Source organism: Streptomyces sp. NPDC054813, assembly GCF_053611365.1.
Genome location: NZ_JBSHAF010000001.1, coordinates 484,813 through 505,919 on the forward strand (window position 1 = coordinate 484,813; position 21,107 = coordinate 505,919).

General features: G+C 70.9%; 12 protein-coding genes. 10 read left to right on the forward strand and 2 right to left on the reverse strand.

What is annotated here, in order from left to right; translation table 11 throughout:
- A complete protein-coding gene (locus tag ACWGJB_RS02165) occupies positions 1–1,110 on the reverse strand; it encodes a toll/interleukin-1 receptor domain-containing protein (protein ID WP_453378357.1) in 1,110 nt (369 codons plus the stop codon).
- Positions 1,111–1,456: 346 nt separating this feature from the next.
- Between ACWGJB_RS02165 and ACWGJB_RS02170 the strand changes: the two genes are divergently transcribed.
- The 5 genes from ACWGJB_RS02170 (at position 1,457) to ACWGJB_RS02190 (ending at position 10,320) form a co-directional block, all read left to right on the forward strand.
- On the forward strand, positions 1,457–2,629 hold the full coding sequence (locus ACWGJB_RS02170; RefSeq protein WP_453378358.1) for an FxsB family cyclophane-forming radical SAM/SPASM peptide maturase: 1,173 nt from the start codon (positions 1,457–1,459) through the stop codon (positions 2,627–2,629).
- A 253-nt stretch (positions 2,630–2,882) separates the two neighbouring features.
- Positions 2,883–4,169 (forward strand): FxsC protein, encoded by a 1,287-nt coding sequence (gene fsxC, locus ACWGJB_RS02175; RefSeq protein ID WP_453378359.1) that lies wholly within the window; start codon positions 2,883–2,885, stop codon positions 4,167–4,169.
- A complete protein-coding gene (fxsT, locus tag ACWGJB_RS02180) occupies positions 4,166–8,110 on the forward strand; it encodes an FxSxx-COOH system tetratricopeptide repeat protein (protein WP_453378360.1) in 3,945 nt (1,314 codons plus the stop codon). The genes fsxC and fxsT overlap by 4 nt, the downstream gene beginning before the upstream one ends.
- 58 nt (positions 8,111–8,168) lie before the next feature.
- Entirely contained in the window at positions 8,169–9,116 is a 948-nt protein-coding gene (locus ACWGJB_RS02185) for a hypothetical protein (RefSeq protein ID WP_453378361.1), read from the forward strand.
- 34 nt (positions 9,117–9,150) lie between these two features.
- Positions 9,151–10,320 carry a hypothetical protein gene (locus ACWGJB_RS02190; RefSeq protein ID WP_453378362.1) on the forward strand — a complete coding sequence of 390 codons (1,170 nt, stop codon included), beginning with the start codon at positions 9,151–9,153 and terminating at the stop codon, positions 10,318–10,320.
- A gap of 64 nt (positions 10,321–10,384) precedes the next feature.
- Here the strand turns inward: ACWGJB_RS02190 and ACWGJB_RS02195 are convergent, their stop codons facing one another.
- Entirely contained in the window at positions 10,385–10,954 is a 570-nt protein-coding gene (locus ACWGJB_RS02195) for a PadR family transcriptional regulator (protein WP_453378363.1), read from the reverse strand.
- A gap of 53 nt (positions 10,955–11,007) precedes the next feature.
- Between ACWGJB_RS02195 and ACWGJB_RS02200 the strand changes: the two genes are divergently transcribed.
- The 5 genes from ACWGJB_RS02200 to ACWGJB_RS02220 form a co-directional block, all read left to right on the forward strand.
- Positions 11,008–11,403 (forward strand): nuclear transport factor 2 family protein, encoded by a 396-nt coding sequence (locus tag ACWGJB_RS02200; RefSeq protein ID WP_453378364.1) that lies wholly within the window; start codon positions 11,008–11,010, stop codon positions 11,401–11,403.
- Positions 11,404–11,489: 86 nt separating this feature from the next.
- Positions 11,490–11,879 (forward strand): class I SAM-dependent methyltransferase, encoded by a 390-nt coding sequence (locus tag ACWGJB_RS02205; RefSeq protein ID WP_453378365.1) that lies wholly within the window; start codon positions 11,490–11,492, stop codon positions 11,877–11,879.
- Positions 11,880–12,475: 596 nt separating this feature from the next.
- Complete coding sequence (locus ACWGJB_RS02210) at positions 12,476–13,777, forward strand: MFS transporter (RefSeq protein WP_453378366.1); 1,302 nt, start codon at positions 12,476–12,478, stop codon at positions 13,775–13,777.
- 265 nt (positions 13,778–14,042) lie between these two features.
- Positions 14,043–19,082 carry an amino acid adenylation domain-containing protein gene (locus tag ACWGJB_RS02215; protein ID WP_453378367.1) on the forward strand — a complete coding sequence of 1,680 codons (5,040 nt, stop codon included), beginning with the start codon at positions 14,043–14,045 and terminating at the stop codon, positions 19,080–19,082.
- Positions 19,079–21,107, forward strand: a 2,029-nt coding sequence (locus tag ACWGJB_RS02220; RefSeq protein WP_453378368.1) for a condensation domain-containing protein, incomplete at its 3' end; no start/stop codon positions are given. The genes ACWGJB_RS02215 and ACWGJB_RS02220, both read left to right, overlap by 4 nt.

Consider the following 21,107-nt stretch of genomic DNA (forward strand, 5'->3'; position numbering starts at 1 on the left):
TCAGGGCTGCGCCGACGGGCCGGTTCGCAGGTATCCCAGCAGGCGGTGCAGGTCGCCGTCGCCGGTGGCGGGGTCGATCCGGTAGATCGTGACGGAGGCGGAGCCGGGGAATTCAGGCAGGTCCTCATCCCTGAATCTCGGGAAGACCACTCGGAGGATGCGCTTCTCCCACGTATCCCAGTGGTCGTAGACGTGATCCAGCAGATAGCCGCCCTCCCAGATCGCGCCCCGGCCCACGCCCGGCTTCTCCCCGTGCTCCACACGGCGCCGGTAGGCGGGGGACGCCACCATGAGGATGAAGTCGGCTTCCCTGAGTTCCCTGTTCATCCAGCGCAGCCAGTTCTGCGGTTCGTGGGCCGCGTCCAGGTCCAGCCGCGCGGCGATGCCTCCGTTCTTCAGCAACTCGGACAGGGACTTGACCTCCGTGACGTGCCCGGGGTCCTGGTCGTCGTGGGCGTACGAGATCAGTACACGAGGCGCCGGGGTCGCAGGCTTGGCCGGCTGGGGCAGGTTCGGCTGGGGCACGGAGGATCCTGTGGGTCGGGGCCTGGGGAGGAGGGGAGTCGACCGGGGTGTGTCATCGAGTGACAGTGCCGGGAGGGAAGCGGCCAGTCCGGAACAGACCCCGGCGGCGAGTTGCGCCAGAGCGGAGCGGTAGGCGGGCGAGTCCGGGCTCTGCTCCCGTACGACCTTGTACAGGCCGTACCTGTTGTAGTCGGCCATCACGTCCCCACCGAGCATGCGGGGCCGGGGCCGGGGCAGGCCGGGCCGCGGGTCACCGGCAGTCCGCCAGCGGACCAGCACCCGCGCCGACTCACAGGCAGCCGGTCCGCGTGCGGCGGGAACCTGCCCCAGGCGGCGCTCGAACACCGTCCAGTCACCGACGCAGCCGCGGTCCTCGAAGTATTCCGGCGACCAGAGCACGACGAGCGCCCCCGCGCCCGCGACGAGCAGGCGACGCTGCTCGGCGGAAACGGTGGGGTCACAGGTGCGAGCGTCGATCTTGCGGCCGAGCAACCGGGTCACCGCCTTGGCCAGGTCCTCGTGGAAGCGCCCCGCGTAGGAGGGATTCTCGGCGGCGGCGAAACTCGTGACGAAGCAGCTTGCCATGGACAACCCCCTTCACTCCCCTTTGTCCATGTGCGCCCCCGGTTACGCCCCGGGAGCCGCGAACGTTGGCCAGTTGACGCCTCACCGCGACGGAAGCATCGTCCCTAAGCTGAATGGGGGACATTCATCGCACGGTGCTGCTGATCATTTCGGTCACGGATGCGCATGCCCCCCATCGGGACGGACGGGGGCAGAGATGAAGAGTGCACGGGATTTTCCTCCAGCGAAACCGGATTCGGTTTTACAGGTTCATCCGTCGCCTGACGGTACGTCACTCGCGGTGCTTCCGCACCGATGGCAGGGACCCACTTTCCAGGAAAACTGCCCCCCGACCGACCATTGGCCAATGCCTCGCGTATCCGTGACACGCGACAGGCGTGCCGTGCTGACAGCATTCGACCAATTCGTGGTCAAGCTGCATAGCCGATGCAATCTCGCGTGCGACTACTGTTACATCTTCGAAATGCAGGACACCGGCTGGCGCCGGCGTCCGCGCACGATGCCGGTCGCGGTTCGGGACCGGGTGGTACACCGGATAGCCGAGCATGTGCGCCGACACGGGCTGAGCCGGATCAGGGTGATCCTGCACGGCGGTGAACCCCTGCTCGCAGGTCCGTCGGTGATCGACGAGTTCGCCGCCGAGGTGCGCCGGACCGTCGGAGCGACGGGCGCCTGTGTGGAGTTGGCCGTGCAGACCAACGGCACCCTGCTCACCGAAGCCATGATGGAGGTCTTGCTGCGGCACGACATCCGCGTCGGCATCAGCCTCGACGGCGACGAACGTGCCCACGACCGCCACCGGCGCCGACGCGGCGAGAACGGCGGTGCGCGGCAAGGCAGTCACGCCCAGGTGGCCGCGGCTCTCGCCCGGCTCGGGAGCCCGCCCCACCAGCGGCTGTTCGGCGGACTGCTGTGCACGGTGGACCTCGCCAACCCGCCCCTGGACACCTACGAGGCGCTGCTCGCCCACCACCCCCCTGCCATCGACTTCCTCCTCCCCCACGGAACCTGGGACAGTCCACCGACCGGCGCCGGAAAGACGGGGGCACCGTACGGGGACTGGCTGTGCACGGTGTTCGACCGCTGGGAGGACACCGGCCGGCCGGTGGGGGTGCGGCTGTTCGAGTCGGTGATCGCCATGTGCCGGGACCACACCGGCAGCAGCGCCGAGGCACTCGGCACCCTGCCGGCCGCCGTCGCGGTGGTGGAGACGGACGGGGCGCTCGTGTGGTCGGACTCGCTCAACGTCGTAGCCGACGGAGCGTCACACACCGGTGCGAACGTTTTCAGTCATTCCTTCGACGGCGTGCTGGCACTGCCCGGCGCGCCGGAGCACGGCATCGGGTCACTCTGCCCCACCTGCCGGTCATGCGCCCTGGTGGAGATCTGCGGCGGGGGACTCCGTGCTCACCGCTATGGCAGAGGACAGGAATTTGCCAATCCGTCGGTGTACTGTCTGGACCTCACTCGGCTCATCCAGCACATCGACCACCGAACAGCACCGGCGGGCCGGGGTTGAACATGCGCCCGAAATCGAGTGTCGATCAGTACAGATATCCGGAATTTTTAGCCACTTCAAAGGAATCCGAGAGATGGCTCGGTTTCAAACCAGCCCCCATGAGGGCAAAATTGCCTATCATAGACCTGAATTGGCGTCGATGTACAAGCTCGGGCAGACCGACGAGCAAACCGATGCCGATGTGGGGCAATGGGGCGGTGACAGGCCATCGTCGTGCGGGAGGCTGGTCCCTTGGGGGGGTGCTGTGGGGCCGTTGTTCTACACCAGTTATGCCGGTTCGACCGGTGACAGAGGTCCGGTCCAGCGGTTCCACTCCGACGTCCAGAACGAGGTCTACGGCATACTGGGGCGCCGTCCCCGCAACGAGGGCAGCCTGCAGCGTGCGGAACCCGCGCTCGGGCCCGACCCGGCCGTCCTGGCCTGCCGATCCCTCCTGGTCCTCTACTCCGCCGACTACCTCAACGACCCCCGGTGCGCAGTGGAGTGGTCCGTCTTCCGTGAGCGTATGCAGCGTCGGCTGTGGCGGACCGGGGAGCCGGCGGATGCCCTGGTCGGCGTGTTGTGGCGGGCCGACTCTCTGGTGCTGCCCCGCACGGTGGCGCGCACCGGCCAGCTGCTGGACGACCTCGGCGAGGGTTACCAGGGACCGGGCGTGGCCGGCCTGCAGCGCGACCCGAGCGCCTGGGAAAGATACCGCGGGCTGGTACGCCGAGTGGCGGAACGCCTCACGCGCGCGGTGCGCACACCGCTGCCCGTCATGACCGCGGCGGAGGGCGGCACCGTGGAGCCGTACTTCGGTCCGGCGCAAGGGCAACGCGCCGTCCGCGGTGGGCCCTCCTCCGAGTCGCCGCCGCCCGTCGAGCGCCACTTGGTGCTGGCCCTGCTGGCCGGTACCAGAGCGCGGATGGCGCGACTGCGACAGTCCGTCGACACCTACGCGGAGACCGCCGAGGAGTGGCGCCCCTTCCACCCGCACAGCGAGGAGCCCGCCGCCGCCGTCGCCGCCCGGGCGGCGTACGCCTGTGGCGTCGATCGGCTGACGCTGCTCGCCCTGGACGACTCCGGCACGGACCCGCTGAGCGAGATCGCGGCGCCCGCCGTTGTCGTGGTGCTGGTCGATCCGTGGATGACCGGAGATTCATCCATTTCGGTGCACTGGGAGCGACTGGCGCGTTCGGGGGCGCGCGTCGCGGCGGTGGTCACCGTACTGCCGCGTCTGGACGAGGAGAGCCGACGCAACGCGAACCGACTGCGCGAGGCGCTCGCGCGGACCCCGGCCCGGCAACTGGGCGCCGCGCATCACGAGGCGGGTTCACCCGACTCACTCGCTCACGCCATGGCGGCAGTGCTGGCCGACGCCTTCGCCGAGGCCGGGGAGGAGGGGCCGCTGCCGGGCAGAGCGGATGAGGCGCCGCCTCTCGAGAACAGAGCAGAGCGCATCCGGCGCAGGGAGCGCGAGCGGGCAGGCTGGCTCAGGCACCGAGGGCCCTGGCCACCGCTGGTCAGTGGAACACCCAGGGAATCGTGGGGCGGGGGATGACCACACCCGGTCGACAGACGAAGATCATCACTTTTTCCTCCTACAAGGCGGGCGCCGGGCGCACCATGACCCTGGCGAACATCGCCTGGATCATGGCCAGTCAGGGCAAGTCGGTACTCGCGGTCGACTGGGACCTGGAGGATCCGGCGCTGCATCTGTACTACTCCAAGTACCTCCCCGATCGCGATCTGCGTACCAGCGACGGGATCCTGGACATGTTCGCCACCTTCGCGGCCACGGCGACCAGCCAGGAACCGGGTGTGGAACATCTGCGTGAACTGCACCTCGATCACACCGACTTCAAGCGCTACGACGTCGACGTCCACTATCCGTTCCCGAACGACGGCCATCTGTACTACCTGGGCCCAGGGCGGCAGGACGACGAGTACCGCGAGCGGCTGCGTGCCTTCAGCTGGGACCGGTTCCAGGGCACCGCCGACGGGGTGGAGTTCCTCGCGGCGCTGCGGTCCCGGATGCGCGAGAGCGATTACGACTACATTCTCATCGACAGCCGGGCCGGGTTCTCGGCGGACGCCGGTATCTGCACGCTCGCGTTGCCCGACACCGTGGTCATCGGCCTCAGCCTGAACCGGCAGGCCATAGAGGGCGCCCGGGACATCGCGCGACGAGTCAAGGCCCAGCCCAGACCCATCGCCCTCCATGTGCTGCCGCTGCGCGTCGACCCCGGCATAGAACCGACGCGCGTCGAACGCGCCCTCGCCGATGCCCGTACGGCCCTCGACCCCTACCTGGGCCTCACCGGGGAGGAGTCGCTCGACGCCTACTGGAACGAGGTGCTGATCCCCTATCAGCCCCGTTTCGCCTTCGGCGAGGAACTCGCCGTCCTGATCGAGAACCCCCTTCGGACACACACCGTGGTGCACGCCTGCGTCAAGGCCGCCCAGCGGATCACCGACGGTGCCGTGGCCGCGTTCGAGCTGGCTCCGAAGGATCTGCGCGAGGACTACGCCACCTGGACCGGGCAGTCCGAGCGCGACGTCGCACCGCTGACCGTGACCGTACTGAACGCCCCCGACGACCAGTTGTGGGGCGACTGGATCAGCGAACAGCTTGCCGCCGCCGGTGCCAAAGTGCAGCAGGCCCAGCCGGAGACCGATCCGTTCCCCTTCGGCCCGGAGGAGGACGAGGACGGCGGACTGGAGTGCGGGCCGGACTCCGACTACGTCGTCGCCCTGCTCTCCCGTCGTCTGGAGGGCACGGCGGCGGGCCAGACGATCGCGAGCCTCGCGGTGGGGGCGTCCGTGGGGGACGCCCAGCCGCCGAAGGTCGTGGGCCTGCGGATCAGTACCGCACGGCTGGTCCAGCACTTCGACTGGCCGGACGCCGTCAACCTCGCCGGGCAGGAGGAACGCGCGGCCCATCGGACCCTGCTCTCCCGCTTCTCCCCGGAGATCGCCGGCGCACCGTTCCGCCCGGCGGACCGGACGCGCTTCCCCGGCCGGCAGCCGGAGGTGGTGTCCCTTCCCATGCGGGACGTCCGCTTCGTCGGCCGTACCCGTCACCTCGTCGAACTCCACCAGGGGTTCGCCTTCTCGACGGCCGACCACATCGCCCCGCGGGTCCTGTGGGGCATGAAGGGCACCGGCAAGCGCCAGGTCGCCCTGGAGTACGCGCACCGCTTCGCCTCCCAGTACGACCTGGTGTGGTGGATCCCGGCCGGCAGCGCCGACGACATCCAGGCCGCGCTGCGCGCACTGGCCCGGGAACTCAACGCCGCCAAGCACGGCGCACGCAGCGGCGAGGACCCGGCCGCCCTGCTGAACGATCTGCGCACCGGGCGGTACTGCACCCGCTGGCTGCTGGTTTTCGACGGTGCGCCGAACAGCGAGGTCCTCGCGCCGTTCCTGCCGACCACCGGACTCGGACATGTTCTGATCACCTCGCTCAGCCCCGAGTGGCCGCCCGGGTTCGAGACCCAGCAGATCGAGTCGTTCACGCGTACCGAGAGCCTGCACCTCCTTCGGAACGGGCTTCCGGGAGCGGAGTCGGATGCCCTGGACCGACTGGCCGAGCGGCTCGGGGACCACCCGCTGATGCTCAACACCGCGGTGGCGGAACTGAGTTCGTATCCCGCGCAGACGGATGCGTACATCGCCCTCATCGACCGGGTGGAGTCGGGTGCCTCGGGCGAGGTCCCCGTGCAGTACCGCACGCTGGACGCGGTCTACCGGGTGCGGTACGAGGGACTGCGTCGGCAGCACCCGGCCGCCGCCCGGCTGCTGGAGCTGTGCTCCTTCCTGTCGGCTGACGGCGTGGGCATGCGGATCATCGAGTCGGACGGCATGATCACGCGGCTCATCCCCTTCGACGAGAGCCTCGTGGACACCCTGCGCCTGGGGAATGTGCTCAACCAGCTCTCGGTCGCGACGCTCGCCGTGGTGGACGCCAAGGCGGGGCGCTTGAAAGTGCACCGGATCCTTCAGGACCTGGTACGTGGCTGGATGACCCCCGAGGAGCGGGCGAAGACCCGTGAGGATGTGCTGGCCGTGCTGGCCGCCATGGTGCCCACGGACCGCCGACGGCACGAACCCGAACACCGAAAGAACTTCGCCGAACTCGACCGGCATCTGGAGCCCTCCGGTGCCTTGGAGAGTTCCGATCCGCAGGTGCACCGCTGGCTCGTCAGCCAGGTCTACCACCGGCGGACGTCGGAGCGGTGGGAGGAAGCCCGCGCCCTGGGCGAGCGCATTCTGACCGGCTGGCGCGCGGACCCGGCCTTGGGTGACAGCAAGACCATCGTGCTGCGGATGGAGTCCGAGGTGGCGGCGGCCTCCCGTGCGCTGGGCCGTTACCGGCGCGCGCTGGAACTGTCCCAGCACTCGGTCCAGATCCAGCGCGAACGCGACAGCAACGACGTGTACACCCTGATGGCAGCCCGTGGTTACGCCGCCGATCTGCGCGCCACGGGCCGCTTCCGGGACGCCTTCGACGAGGACAGCCGCACCTATGTGGGACTGGTCAAAGCGATCGGCAAGGAGCACAACGCCACGCTCGACGCCGCCATCAACCTCGCTCTGTCCAAGTTCTACATGGATACGGTCAAGGCGGCCGTCGACCTGGACCGCGACGCGTACGCCATCCGCAAGCGACTGTACGGCGAGAACGACTTCCGGCCCTGGATCTCGTACGCGAATCTCGGCACCCACTTCCGCGAGCGGGGCGAACTGGCCGACTCCGAGAGGTACTTGACCCGTAGTTGCGAGCGGTTCCGCACTCTGACGGGGAAGGACTCCCACTACTACCTGGGCGTGCTGGCCAGTCTGGGCATGACCATGGTGCGCAAGGGGGACACCGACGAGGGGCTGCGGCGGCTGCAGGACGCGCGGGCCGGCTTCAGCCGGCAGTGGGGGGACCGCCACCCCGGCACCATGGCCTGCGATCTGTCCATCGCGATCGGACTCCACGCCTCCGGCCGGTACACAGACGCGGCGGACAGCATGCCCGACCTGCTCGAACGGTATGAGGAGGTGTTCGATCCCGCGCATCCCTTCACCAGCATCTGCCTCAGCAATATGTCTCTGTACCTACTGGCGGCCGGGGACCCGGACACGGCACTCTCGCACGCACGCAAGGCTGTGTACCAACTTGAGAAGGCGCTTGGGTCAGGCCATCGGTACGCGCTCGTCGCGCGTATGAACCAGAGCAACTGCCAGAGCGTACTGGGGAGGGACACCAGCACCGAGGACATCGGCATCCACGAGGACTGCGCACAGGCAGCGGCATGGGGGGAGCGGCATCCGGTGACTCTGACCGCGCTGGCCAACCGACTGGCCTCCGGGCCTGACGACCAGACCGGCTTGAGAGAAGACCTTCGGCACTGGGTCTCCGAGAGCCTTGGTACCGGACACCCCCTCGCGGACGAGCTGCTGGCCGATCCGTATCGCAGACTCGGGGCGGATCTGGAGGTGCGGGATGTCTGACCCGCAGGGCGCCACCGCGGACGCCACGACTCGATATCCTGACGGGGAGACACCACAGATGGCCCAACTGGCGGAACAGCTGAACCGGTTACTCCACTCCGACGGTCTGGCGCACTTGGTGCTCTACGACGGCGACACGGCAAAGGTCGTACTGGACGCTTTCGCGGAATCACCCGGCAGCAAGTCCGCGCTCTCCCCGGAATCCGCCGCCCATGAACGGAGCGGGCGCCAGCTCTATTATATTCTGGAAGAACTCGAACCGGATTTCACAGCGTTGCGTACCGGATCGCTCATTCGCACCATATTGCGCGTGCCGACCGGTGCCGTCCTCTATTACCTGGTGGAACCGGGATTCCATCTCTACGGCGCGACCGCAGCCGTGGAGCGTCTCGACGAACTCGATGCCAGGATGGCCGAATGCGTCAATGGACTCCGGCTGCCGGCGCGATACAGCCCGCTGAACTACGGCTCGTGGTTCAACGACGCGCCATGGATGCGGGAACCCACCACCGGGTCCAGGCCGCCGGCCGACCCCTACCCCGAGCGGGAGGCCTCCCTCCCGGTCGGCCCCTACGTGGCCGAGAATCGGCGCGAGGCCCCGGCCCCGCCGCCCGATGTCGCGGATGCCCTGCGGTCGTCACTCGACATCGAGGGGCTGCACTACATCGCCTATCACAAGTCACCCACAGCAGCCTGGGGTTATGACATCTTCGACCATCCGGGGCTCGGCAGCTTCTTCCGGGTGCAGACTCCGGAACGGCGCAGGGGCCGGTACGGCCGGATGGGGCAACTGCTGCCCGGTGTCGCCCGGCGGATGAACTTGTCCCTGCAGGCGATCCTGCGCGGTGAACTCATCCACGTGGTCCTCGACGTGGAGCAGGGCGCCGTGTACTTTCACACCCTCCCCGGCCAGCGCTTTCTGATGGGAGTGACCCTTGACCAGTCGAGGGTCACGGAGGCGGACCAGACGGTCTCACGTCTCGGGAACGAACTGGCCGAAGCCTGACAGGGTGCTGCGAACGGCCGGAAGGACGTTGGTCATGGCACGCCAGGACGGTCGTTCCGCGCCGGTACCCGCAGCCCTGAGGTCACTTCTGGGCCCGCTCCTGCTGCCCCTGTCCCTCGCCGGCACCGGCTGTCTCGTCGGCCAGTGGCTGACACTCGACGTCCAGGCGCAGGGGGGTCTTTACGGCTGGCTCAATTCGGGTCTCCTGGCGGTCGGGCTCTACGGCAGCGCCCAGGGCATCCGTCGCCCGCAGGCACGGGCGGATCTCTACCGGATCGTCGTCGCGATCACCTTCGGGGTGGTGGTCAAAGCCGCGTTCATAGCAGGGGTGTTGTGGCTGGCTTTCCCCGACCATCCCGAGTACCTGGTCCTGGCGGTCGCCATGGCACAGATCGATCCGTTGTCGGTGTCCGCGATGCTGGAGAGCCGTGACATGTCACCGCGTGCCAAGTCGTTGCTCGCGGCCTGGGCCTCGTTCGACGACCCGGTGACCACTGTTCTGGTGGTGATTCTGGGGTCGATGGTTCTGGACGACGGCGCGAGTGTCGCCTCCGGCACCCAGGACTACGCCACCACGCTGATCGGCAACTTCGCCCTCCTGGCCGTGGCCGCCGGGGCGTGGGCGGTCCTGCGGGAACGCGGACCGGCGGACGGTGGGCCGTTCTGCGGCCTGCCCCGGCCCCGGCAGATCCGGCGGAGCTTTCAATACGCCGCCCTCGGGGTACTGCTCGCCGCTGCCACCTGGCAGTTCCTGATGCTCGGCCTCGCGCTGTCGGCGCTGTTCTTCCGGCCCGAACTCGGTGTGTGGCTGGGGCGGGCGACGAACACCGCACTGGTCGTGGCCACCTTCGTGCTGGGCGTGCTGCTGGCCGCAGGCGCCGATCCCTTCGCCGGAGCGGTGCTGGGGCTCGCCACCTTCGCCGCACAGATCGTCGTGGCCGCGGTGGTCGGCCTCGGGTACTCCCGCCACGATCGGGCCGCACTCTGTCTGAGCCAGCAGAACGGCATCACGGCGATCATCCTGGCGCTCCTTCTGGAGCCCAGGCTGCCCGGAGCCGTCGCGATCATCGCGCCGGCGATCCTCGTGGTCAACCTGCTGCACCTGACGTCCACGGGGCTGTTGGCGCGCAGCCGACGGGCCAAGGCGGTCGCGGGCCCCGTGGACACGTCGCCGGAGAGTGGCATTCCCAACGCCCTTCAGTGACTCGAAGGACGCGCACCCTATTCACTTTGTCGAGTAATCGCCCTTCGCTCCTGGCTCATCGCCCCTACTCAGCCTCGTGAGCCGCCCGCTCCCCAAGTCTGCGCAGCGCCAGCTCGCCCCAGTGCAGGTTCTCCCGTTCGAAGGACATCCCGCGCAGCAGGGTGAGGTACGGGCCGATGCGCTCCGCCTCCGCGAAGTAGGCCTCCTCCGAGCGCCCGGCGAGCAGGCGCCGCCGGATCCGTTCGTAGCGGGCCAGTTTGGCGGCGGCCCAGTCCATTCGCTCGGCGACGGCGGCGCGGACCGCCTCGATGTCGCCGGCGTCCGCGCACTGCACCTTGACCAGCAGTTCGTCGCGGACCACCGCGGGCCGGACCGGGGGCTCGGCGGTGTACGCGCGCACCGCCTCGCGGCCCGCCGCCGTCAGGGAGAACAGCCGCTTGTTGGGTCGGCGTTCCTGCTCGACGACGCGTGCGGTGACCAGTTCCTCGGCCTCCATCCGGTCCAGTTCGCGGTAGAGCTGCTGGGGCGTGGCCGTCCAGAAGTTGGCGACCGTCGCGTCGAATCCCTTCGCGAGGTCGTACCCGGAGGCCTCGCCCTCCAACAGGGCGGCCATCAACGCGTTCCGCAGAGCCATGGGTGCACGCTAGCATGCACCTACTCAATTTATTGACTAGGTGAGGTGGACCCATGCATCCCTTCCGCAAGGCCGTCGAGAGCGACGACCTGGACGCCGTGGCCGCCCTGCTGGCCGACGACGTCGTCTTCACCAGCCCGGTCGCCTTCAAGCCGTACGCGGGCAAGGCGATCACCGTCGCGATCCTGCGCGCGGTGACCCAGGTCTTCGGCGACTTCACCTACGTACGGGAGATGGCGAGCCCCGACGGCCGTGACCACGCCCTCGTCTTCACGGCGACGGTGGCCGGCAAGAAGCTCCAGGGCTGCGACTTCCTGCACGTCGACGAGAACGGGAAGATCGACGACCTCACGGTGATGGTGCGCCCGCTCTCCGCCGCCCACGCGCTGGCCGAGGCCATGAACGCCCGGTTCGATGCGATCGCCCAGGAGGCCGCCGCCGCGCGGTGACCCCGGCCTGAGCACCGGTCCCGGCTTCCGCCATCGCCCGATCGAGGGACTGGTGGGAGCCGGGCACCGCCCACAAGACTCGGGCCATGACCTCCACCGACCCGTCTCAGGGGCTCGCCTGGGACACCCCCGCCGCCGCGGCCGCCTACCGCGACCGTGACATGAGGCTGGCACGGCAGCTGATCTTCCCTGCGGTGCTGGACCGCGTCGGCACTCCCCCGGGTCCCGGTGCCACCGTCCTCGACATCGGCTGCGGCACCGGTGCGCTGACCGTGGAGCTGGCCCGGGCCGGCGGCTGGGTCACGACGGTCTGTCACTTCCGTCCGCTGTCCGCCTACACCGCGCTGCTCACCGGCGCCGGTTTCGCCGCACCGGCCACGGCCGCACCGGCCGTGCCGGAGTCGGAGCGGGCCGCCGGGTCCGGGCTCGCCCCGTACCTGGTGCTGAGCGTGGTCCGGGCCCCGGACCACGGCTGAGCGGACGGTCCGCGGGCTTGCGTCGCGGGGCGCCCGCCGCCGTACCGGTCCAGCGGTTGTCCGGGCCGGCGAGCACTCCGGGCGGCCCCGCACCTGACGAGCCGGCGACCGTGCGGGCTGTCCGGCGCCCGCGGCCGGGTGAACCGTGGCGGCGGTCACGGTGCCTTCCCTGTCGGGCGGTTGAGCCGACGCCCCCGTAGGAACCCCGGCGGGCCGGCCGCCCGTCGCGAGGCAGCGGGCGGCGGTGCGCCCGCGCTATCGTGGGGGTTCGACCGGTCGGGTGCGACAGGTGGGACGGGCGGTCCACACCACACCCCGGCCGGGTCGCGCGCTCCGCGCGGCCGGGCGGAGTCACGCGCCGGCCGAGGGAGTGGATCACCTCCGGTCGCGTCGTCGCGCCGCGTTCCCGTGCGGACCGGCGTCCGGCCCAGGCTCCCGGGCGATCAGGGTCATCGAACGGTCGTGGCCGCGTGCCACGCCGTGGAGCGGACCGCCGCCGGCACGCGCCGGCCGGTCCCTCCGGTCGTCGGCGTGCCGTGCGTCCACGGGCATCCCGCCGCACGTCATGCCCGACGACCTCAGGAAGGCCCGCTCCCGTGCGCATATCAGCCCCTGACGACACCGCCGCCCCCACGACCCGGCCACCGGTGCGCTCCCGCGTCCTGTCCTGGATCCCCGGCCTGCTGTACGACACCGCGTTCCGCCGCTACTGGACGGCGCAGACGGTGTCGTACCTCGGCGACCAGGTGTCCGCGCTCGCCATCCCCCTCATCGCCGTCACCGTCGTGCACGCCGGCGCGGCCCAGATGGGCTATCTCGCCGCCGCGGTCTGGCTGCCGCACCTGCTGTTCGGACCGTACGCCGGGCTGTGGGCGGACCGCCGCCGGCACCGCCGCCGCGTCATGATCGCCGCCGACCTGGGCCGCTTCGCCCTGCTCGTCAGTCTCCCGGTCGTCCATGCCCTCTCCGCGCTGACCTTCACCAGTCTGTTCACGGTGGCGTTCGGCGTCGGACTGCTCTCGGTGCTCTTCGAGGTGTGCAATCCGCCGCTGTTCAAAGCGCTGGTGCCGCCGGGCGGTTACGTGGCGGGCAATGCGCTCGGCAGCGGCAGCCGGGCCATGGCGAAGGTCGTCGGGCCCAGCGCCGGCGGCTTCCTGGTGCAGTTGTTCTCGGCGCCGCTCGCCCTGCTGGTGGACGCCCTGTCGTACCTCGTGTCGGCGGTCCTCCTGGCCCGTATCGCACCCGAGGAGGCACCGCCGTCCGAGGACCGCGTCCGGCTGCGGGCGGCCGGGCGGTTCATCCTCCGGTCCCGGGCCATCCGGGCGGCGCTGGCCGCCACGGCGACGGTCAACTTCTTCTGCTTCGTGACGACGACCCTCTTCGTCCTGTACGCCACCACGACCCTGGGCCTCGGCGCGGGGCTGCTCGGCACGGTACTGGGCGCGGGGGCCGTCGGCGCCGTGGTGGGGGCCGTGTGCGCGACCCCGCTGACCCGGCGCCTCGGGGTGGGCCGGACGTTCCTGCTCGGCTGCCTGACGACGCCGGCCCCGCTGCTGCTGATCCCGGCGGCGCACGGGTCCGGGCCGGCGGTCCTGGTCATGCTCGTCAGCGCCCAGTTCGGTTCGGCGCTGGGCGTCATCTGGATCGACATCACCGCGGCCACCCTGCTGACCTCGCTGGTCCCGGACGCCATGCGGTCGAGTGTGTTCGGCGCCTACCAGGGGGTGAACCTCGGCATGCGGCCGCTCGCCGCGCTGATCGCCGGGGCCGTCGCCGGACCGCTCGGGCTGCGGACCACGCTGTGGATCGCCGCGGCCGGCGCGCTCACCGCCTGTCTGTGGATCCTGCCCTCGCCGCTGTCCCGCAGGACTCCGCCCGCGGCCGGCCAGGAGGCGTGAGCGGCACAACCGGCAGGTGGAAGTGCCGCTCAGAGTGCCTGTGACAGTGCCGTTCCGGGCGTCGCGGCGCGGTTAGCGTGGCTTCACCGATCGATGATCGCCGTCGCACACACCCCCCGGATGTCCGCCCGCGTCTGCCCGCATCCGCCGAACCAAGGCGACCGGGACGGCGGGGCGGCGCCCGCGGCCGGCCCCCGGGCCGGGCGCGGTCCCCGCCCCGCCGTCCGGCCACCGCCCGTCCGTCAAAGCCCTCATGGAGACTTCCGTGACACCAGCAGATTCCGGACACTTCCTCGACAAGTTCCTCCGGCAAGTCGCCGCGACCCCCGACCGGCCCGCCGCAGAGCTCGGCGACCGGCACCTGACGTACGCCGAACTCGACGCCCGCGCCGCCGAACTGGCCGCCCGGCTGCGGTCCCTCGGCGTGGGTCCCGGAGCGACGGTCGGCGTGTTCCTGGAGCCGTCCCTCGACCTCGTGGCCTCCGTCCTGGCCGTCGCCCGCGCCGGTGCCGCCTGGCTGCCGCTGGACCCCTCGTACCCGGCCGACCGGCTGTCGTACATGATCGGTGACTCGGGCGCCGCGCTGGTCGTCGCCGACGCGACCGCCCCCGAGTGGCTGCGCGGTCTGGGCGTACTCCTGGCGGACCCCGCGGACGACACCCCGGCGGCCGGGCCCGTCCCGCTGCCCCGGCTGCGCCCGGAGTCCCCGGCGTACGTCATCTACACCTCGGGGTCCACCGGCCGCCCCAAGGGCGTGACGCTCACCCAGCGCGGACTCGCCAACCTGGCCGACGCCCAGCAGACCGCCTTCACGGTGCACCCGGGCCACCGGGTCCTCCAGTTCGCCTCGCCCAGCTTCGACGCGTCGGTGTTCGAGCTGGCCATGGCGCTGTGCTCGGGCGCCACGCTGGTGCTGCCGCCGCGCCGGGACCTCCTGTACGGCCCTGGGCTCGGCGACTTCCTGGCCGACACCCGGATCACCCACATCACGCTGCCCCCGAGCGTGCTCGCCATGGTGCCGGAGCAGGAGCTGCCGTACCTGGAGACGATCGTCTGCGCCGGGGAGGCGCTGCCCCAGCAGCTCGTCGACCGGTGGGCGCCGGGCCGTGCCATGTTCAACGCGTACGGCCCGACCGAGACCACCGTGTGGGCCTCGGTGTCCCGGACCGAGCCGGGCGGCGGCAAACCCGTCATCGGCCGGGCCATCGACGGCGTCCGCCTCTACGTCCTGGACGAGTCGCTGCGCCCGGTGCCGCCCGGTGAGCCGGGTGAACTGGTCGTCGGCGGCGAGGGCGTGGCCCGCGGGTACATCGGCCGCCCGGCGCTGACCGCCGACCGTTTCGTGCCCGACCCGGACGCCCCGGGCGAGCGGGCGTACCGCACCGGGGACCTGGTGCGGATGACGCCGGAGGGGGAACTGGACTTCCTCGGCCGCATCGACCAGCAGGTCAAGCTGAACGGCTTCCGCATCGAGCCGGACGAGATCGCCGGTGTGCTGCGCGAGCACCCCGCCGTGCACGACGTCGCCGTCGTGGTGGGCCGGGTCGGTGACGAGGACCGGCTGGTCGGCTATGTCGTGGCGCCGTCGGCCGGGCCCCTGGAGCTGCGCGGGTTCGCCGCCGAGCGGCTGCCGCACTTCATGGTGCCGTCGATCGCGGTGATCGACCGGCTGCCGCTGCTGCCGAACGGCAAGCTCGACCGGGCCGCGCTCCCCGCCCTGGACCGCACGTCGCTGGGCCTGGGCGAGGGCGGGGCGCAGGCCACGACCGAGACCGAGCGCCGGTTGGCGGAGATCGCCGCCGAGTTCCTCGGTATCGACGGTGTCGGCGTCGACGACGACTTCTTCCTGCTGGGCGGCCACTCGCTGCTCGCCGGCCGCCTCGCGGCGCGGGTGCGCTCGGAGTTCGGGACCGAGCTGCCGATATCGAGCATCTACGAGGAGCGCACGGTGGCCCGGATGGCCGCCGAGCTGGACCGGCTGGGCCGCAGCGCGCCGCCGTTGCCGCCGGTGGTGCGGGTCCCCCGGGACCGTCCGCTGCCGCTGTCGTTCCCGCAGGAGCGGATCTGGTTCCTGGAGCAGCTCTCCCCCGGCAACCTCGCCTACAACGCCCAGGCCACCATCCGGCTGCGCGGCCCGCTCGACGTGGAGGCGCTGAGTGCCACGATCACCGAGGTGGTCCGCCGGCACGAGATCTTCCGTACGGCGTTCTCGACGATCGACGGCGTCCCGGTGCAGGAGGTCCGCCCGCCGATGGCGGTACGACTGCCCGTCGTCGACCTCGAGGACGTGCCGGAGGAGGACCTGGAGCGCCGTACCGAGGAGGTCGTGCGGGACACGATCCGCCGCCCCTTCGAGCTGACGGATCCGCCGCTGGCCCGCTGGCTGCTGATCCGGCACGCGCCCGACGACCACACCCTGGTCCAGGTGGAGCACCACTTCGTGCACGACGGCTGGTCGTTCGGCGTGCTGCTCGACGAGATCCGCGCGATCTACCCGGAGCTGGTGGCCGGCCGTCCGTCGCCGCTGCCCGAACCGCCCATCCAGTACGCCGACTTCGCCGCCTGGCAGCGCGCCTGGATGCGCGACGAGGTGCTGGACCGTCACCTGGACTACTGGAAGAACCACTTGAAGGACGCGCCGCTGGTCCTGGACCTGCCGACGGACCGGCCGCGGCCGCGTGTCCCGTCCTTCGAGGGCGCGGCCCTGCGGGTGGAGCTGCCGGCCGAACTGAGCCGTGCGCTGCGGGAGTCCAGTGAGCGCTCGGGGGTGACGCTGTTCGCCTCCATGCTGTCGGGCTTCGCCGCCCTGCTGAGCCGCTACTCGGGGCAGCGCGACCTGGTGGTGGGCACGGGTGCCGCCAACCGCCGGCTCGCGGAGACCGAGCGCATGCTGGGCATGGTGGTGAACACCCTGCCCCTGCGGCTGGACACCTCGGGTTCCCCCGGCTTCGACGGGCTGCGGCAGCGGGTGAACCAGGTGCTGGTGGAGACCGCGGACTGGCAGGACGTGCCGCTGGACCGGCTGGTGGAGGCGGTGGCGCCGCCCCGGGTGCCGTCCATCAACCCGCTGTTCCAGGTGATGTTCAGCTTCCACAACGCCATCGTGCCCGACCTGGAGTTCGGGGGTGTGCGGGGCACCGTCCTGGAGCGCCACAACGGCTCGTCCAAGATGGACATGAACATCGTGGTGGTGCCGCGGGCCCAGCAGCGCGCCGGGCGTGCGGACCACCCGGACCGCGACCGGATCACGCTGATCTGGGAGTACGCCTCCTCGCTGTTCGACGAGGCGACGATGCGGCGGATGGTCGACCAGTACATCACCCTGCTGCGGTCGGCGGTCGCCGAGCCGGACCGGCCGATGGACCGGATCGGGCTGGTGTCCGGGGACGCGGCGGACCGCGAGCGTCCGGCGCTCGGCGGCGGGCTGGGCGAGCGCGTCGCGTTCTCCGGCGGGCTGCTGACCGATCTGGTGGACGCCGTGGCCGCGGCCACCCCGCACGCGCCGGCCGTCACCGACACCGAAGGCACCTTGTCCTACGCCGAGTTGACAGGCCGCGCGAACCACCTGGCCGAGCGGCTGCGGGCGGCGGGGGTCACGGCGGACACGCCGGTCGGCCTCTGGATGGACCGGTCCGCCGAGATGGTGGTGACGCTCCTGGCGATCATGAAGGCGGGCGGTGCGTTCCTGCCGCTGGACCCCGACCTTCCGGTGGGCCGTGTCGTGACGCTCCTCACGGACGCCGGGGCGCCCCTGATCTGTGTGGACGGACAGCGGGCCGAGTCACTCGCGGGCGCCGCGCTCGCGGTCCTGGACTGCGGTCCGGGGACGCTGACCGAGTCCGCACCCACGGCCCCGGACAACGGTGTCACCGGGGACCACCTGGTGTCGGTGTACTACACCTCCGGCTCAACCGGCACCCCCAAGGGCGTCGCCTCCACCCACACCGGCTGGACCAACCGCATCCAATGGATGCAAGCCCAATACCCCCTCCACCCCGGCGACACCGTCCTGCACAAAACCGTCCTCAGCTTCGACGACTCCGCCGTCGAAATCCTCTGGCCCCTCATCGCCGGCGCCACCGTCATCACCCTCCCACCCGGACTCCACCGCGACCCCCGCGCCATCGCCGACTGGAGCCACCACCACCACATCACCGCCCTCCACTTCGTCCCCTCCATGCTCACCCTCTTCCTCGACGAAATCACCCCCACCCGACCACCCCTCACCCACCTCCGCCACGTCATCTCCAGCGGCGAAGCCCTCCGACCCGACCTCGTCACCAAATTCCACCAACGCCTCGCCCCCACCGGAGCCCACCTCCACAACCAATGGGGCGCCACCGAAGTCTCCATCGACTCCACCAGCCACACCTGTGTCCCCGCGGACGAGCGGGCGGGTGACGTCTCCCTCGGCGAGGCGATCGCGAACAACCAGGTCCTGGTGCTCGACGAACACCTCAACCCGGTGCCGGACGGTGTCCCCGGCGAGCTCTACCTGGGCGGCGTGGGCCTCGCCCGCGGTTACCTCGGCGACGCCCGCAAGACCGCGGCGGCCTTCGTCCCGCACCCGTTCGCCGACGGTGAGCGGCTCTACCGGACCGGCGACCGGGGCGTGCGGCGCCCGGACGGCAGGCTGACTTTCCTCGGGCGTGCGGACAGCCAGGTCAAGATCCGCGGCATCCGCATCGAACCCGCCGAGATCGAACACACCCTCCGCCGCCACCCCCACGTCCACGACGCCGTCGTCACCAAATGGGAAACCACCCCCGGCGGCCACCGCCTCGCCGCCTACATCACCACCGACCACGACATCACGGAAGACGCCCTCCGCACCGACCTCAACACCCACCTCAGCGACCAGCTCCCCCTCTACATGATCCCCTCCAGCATCACCGTGCTGGACCGCATCCCCGTCAACGCCAACGGCAAGACCGACCACCGCGCGCTGCCCGAGCCGCGGTACGAGGCGGACGCGGTCGCGGTGCGGCCGGCCACCGAGGCCGAGCAGCTGATCGACGGCATCTGGGCGGAGGTGCTGGACCGGTCCGACCTGGACATCCACGCCAACTTCTTCGCCCTGGGCGGGCATTCGCTGCTGGCCACCCGGATCGTCTCCCGGCTGCGGTCGGCGCTGTCGGTGGACGTCCCGCTCGCTCTCATCTTCGACAACCCCACCATCCACACCATGGCCAACGCCCTGGAGAACCTGCTGCTGGACGCGGTCGGCGACGCGGACACGGCTTCGGACTCGGACACGGCTTCTGCTTCGGCCTCGGACACCACCGCCGAGAGGACCCGCTCATGACCACGAGCCGGATTCCCCAGGCCGACCCCAAGGCCGATCCGCAGGAAGCGCGGCGCGCGCAGGTCAGGTCGCTGCTCCAGGGTGCCCGTGCCGCCCAGCGCGCCGACGCGGCGGCGACGGCGATCCCGGTGGCGGACCCGGGCGCGCCCGTGGCGTCGTACTCGCAGGAGCGGATGTGGCTCCTGGAGCAGATGATGCCGGGCTACAACACGTCCACGGTGATCCGGGTCCGGGGCACTCTCGACGTCGGTGTGCTGGCCCGGAGCTTCGCGGTGATCGCCCGACGGCACGAGGTGCTGCGGACGGTCTTCGACGAGTGGGACGGCGCCCCCGTCCCCCGGGTGCTGCCGGCGGGGCCGGTGCCGGTCCCCGTGCACGAGGCGGCCGGGGACGGTGCCGCAGAACGGTACGCGGCGGGCGTCGCGATCGCCCGGGAGCTGATGCGCGAGCCGTTCTCGCTGTCGGACGGTCCGGTGTTCCGGGTCGCCGTGGTGCGGCTGGCCGCGGACGACGCCCTGCTGGTGCTGGTGGTCCACCACATCGCGATCGACGGCACCTCGATGCGGGTGCTGTGGTCGGAGCTGTCCCGGGCCTACGAGGCACTGGCAGCCGGCCGGGAGCCGGAACTGCCGCCGCTGCCCCTCCAGTACGGGGACTACGCGGCGTGGAGCCGGGTCCATCAGACGCCGGAGCGGCTGCGGCACCAGCTGGACCACTGGCGGGAGCGGCTGGCGGACGCGAGCGCCGACGAACTGCCCACGGACCGGCCCCGGACGGCCGTGCGGAGCGGGAACGGCGCCCAGGTCTCCTTCACGATCGACGGCGAGCTGGGGGCGGCGGTCAACCGCTTCTCGCGGCAGCACAACGCGACCCCGTTCATGACGCTGACCGCCGCGTTCAGCGTGGTCCTGGCCCGGCACTCCGCCACCCGGGACGTCACCCTGGGCACCCCGATCGCCGGCCGGGTACGGCCCGAACTCGACGCGTTGATCGGCTACTTCGTCAACACCTTGGTGATCCGCACCGAGTTGGCCGACGACCCGTCGTTCGCGGCGCTCCTGGCCCGGACCCGGGCGAACACGCTCGCCTCCTACGAGCACCAGGAACTGCCCTTCGAGGCGCTGCTGGAGGAGCTCCGGCCGGAGCGGGACCCGAGCCGCAACCCGCTGTTCCAGGTGCTGTTCGCCCTGGGCGACGAGGAGACGGACGACCTGGTGCTGCCCGGTCTGACGGCCGAGCGGGTCGAGGTGGTCGACGGCAAGTCGAGGTTCGACCTGAACGTGGCCCTCACCCGGGCCGGTGACACGTTCACCGGGATCGCGTACTACGAGGCGGACCTCTTCGACGCCGCCACGATCGACCGGCTGATGCGGCACTTCGTCGCCTTCCTGCGCAACGCGCTGGCGGATCCCACCCGTCCCGTCTCGGGTGTCGGCATGGTCGACGCGGGCGAACGCGAGCGGCTGCTGGCGGCGGGGCTGGGCGAGGCGGTGGTGTTCCCGGAGGGTCTGCTGACCGATCTGGTGGACGCCGTGGCCGCGGCCACCCCGCACGCGCCGGCCGTCACCGACTCCGAAGGGACCCTGTCCTACGCCGAGTTGACAGGCCGCGCGAACCACCTGGCCGAGCGGCTACGGGCGGCGGGGGTCACGGCGGACACGCCGGTCGGCCTCTGGATGGACCGGTCCGCCGAGATGGTGGTGACGCTCCTGGCCGTGCTCAAGGCGGGCGGTGCCTTCGTCCCGCTGGACCCGGATCTTCCGGTCGGGCGTGCGGTGCGGATACTCGCCGACGCCGGTGCTCCGGTGGCCTGTACGGACGCCGAGCGTGCGGCTCTCCTCGCCGACGCCCAGGGCGGCTTCACCGTTCTGGACTGCGGTCCGGGGACGCTGACCGGGACGTCCCCGACCGCGCCCGACAGCGGCGTGACCGGGGACCACCTGGTGTCGGTGTACTACACCTCCGGCTCAACCGGCACCCCCAAGGGCGTCGCCTCCACCCACACCGGCTGGACCAACCGCATCC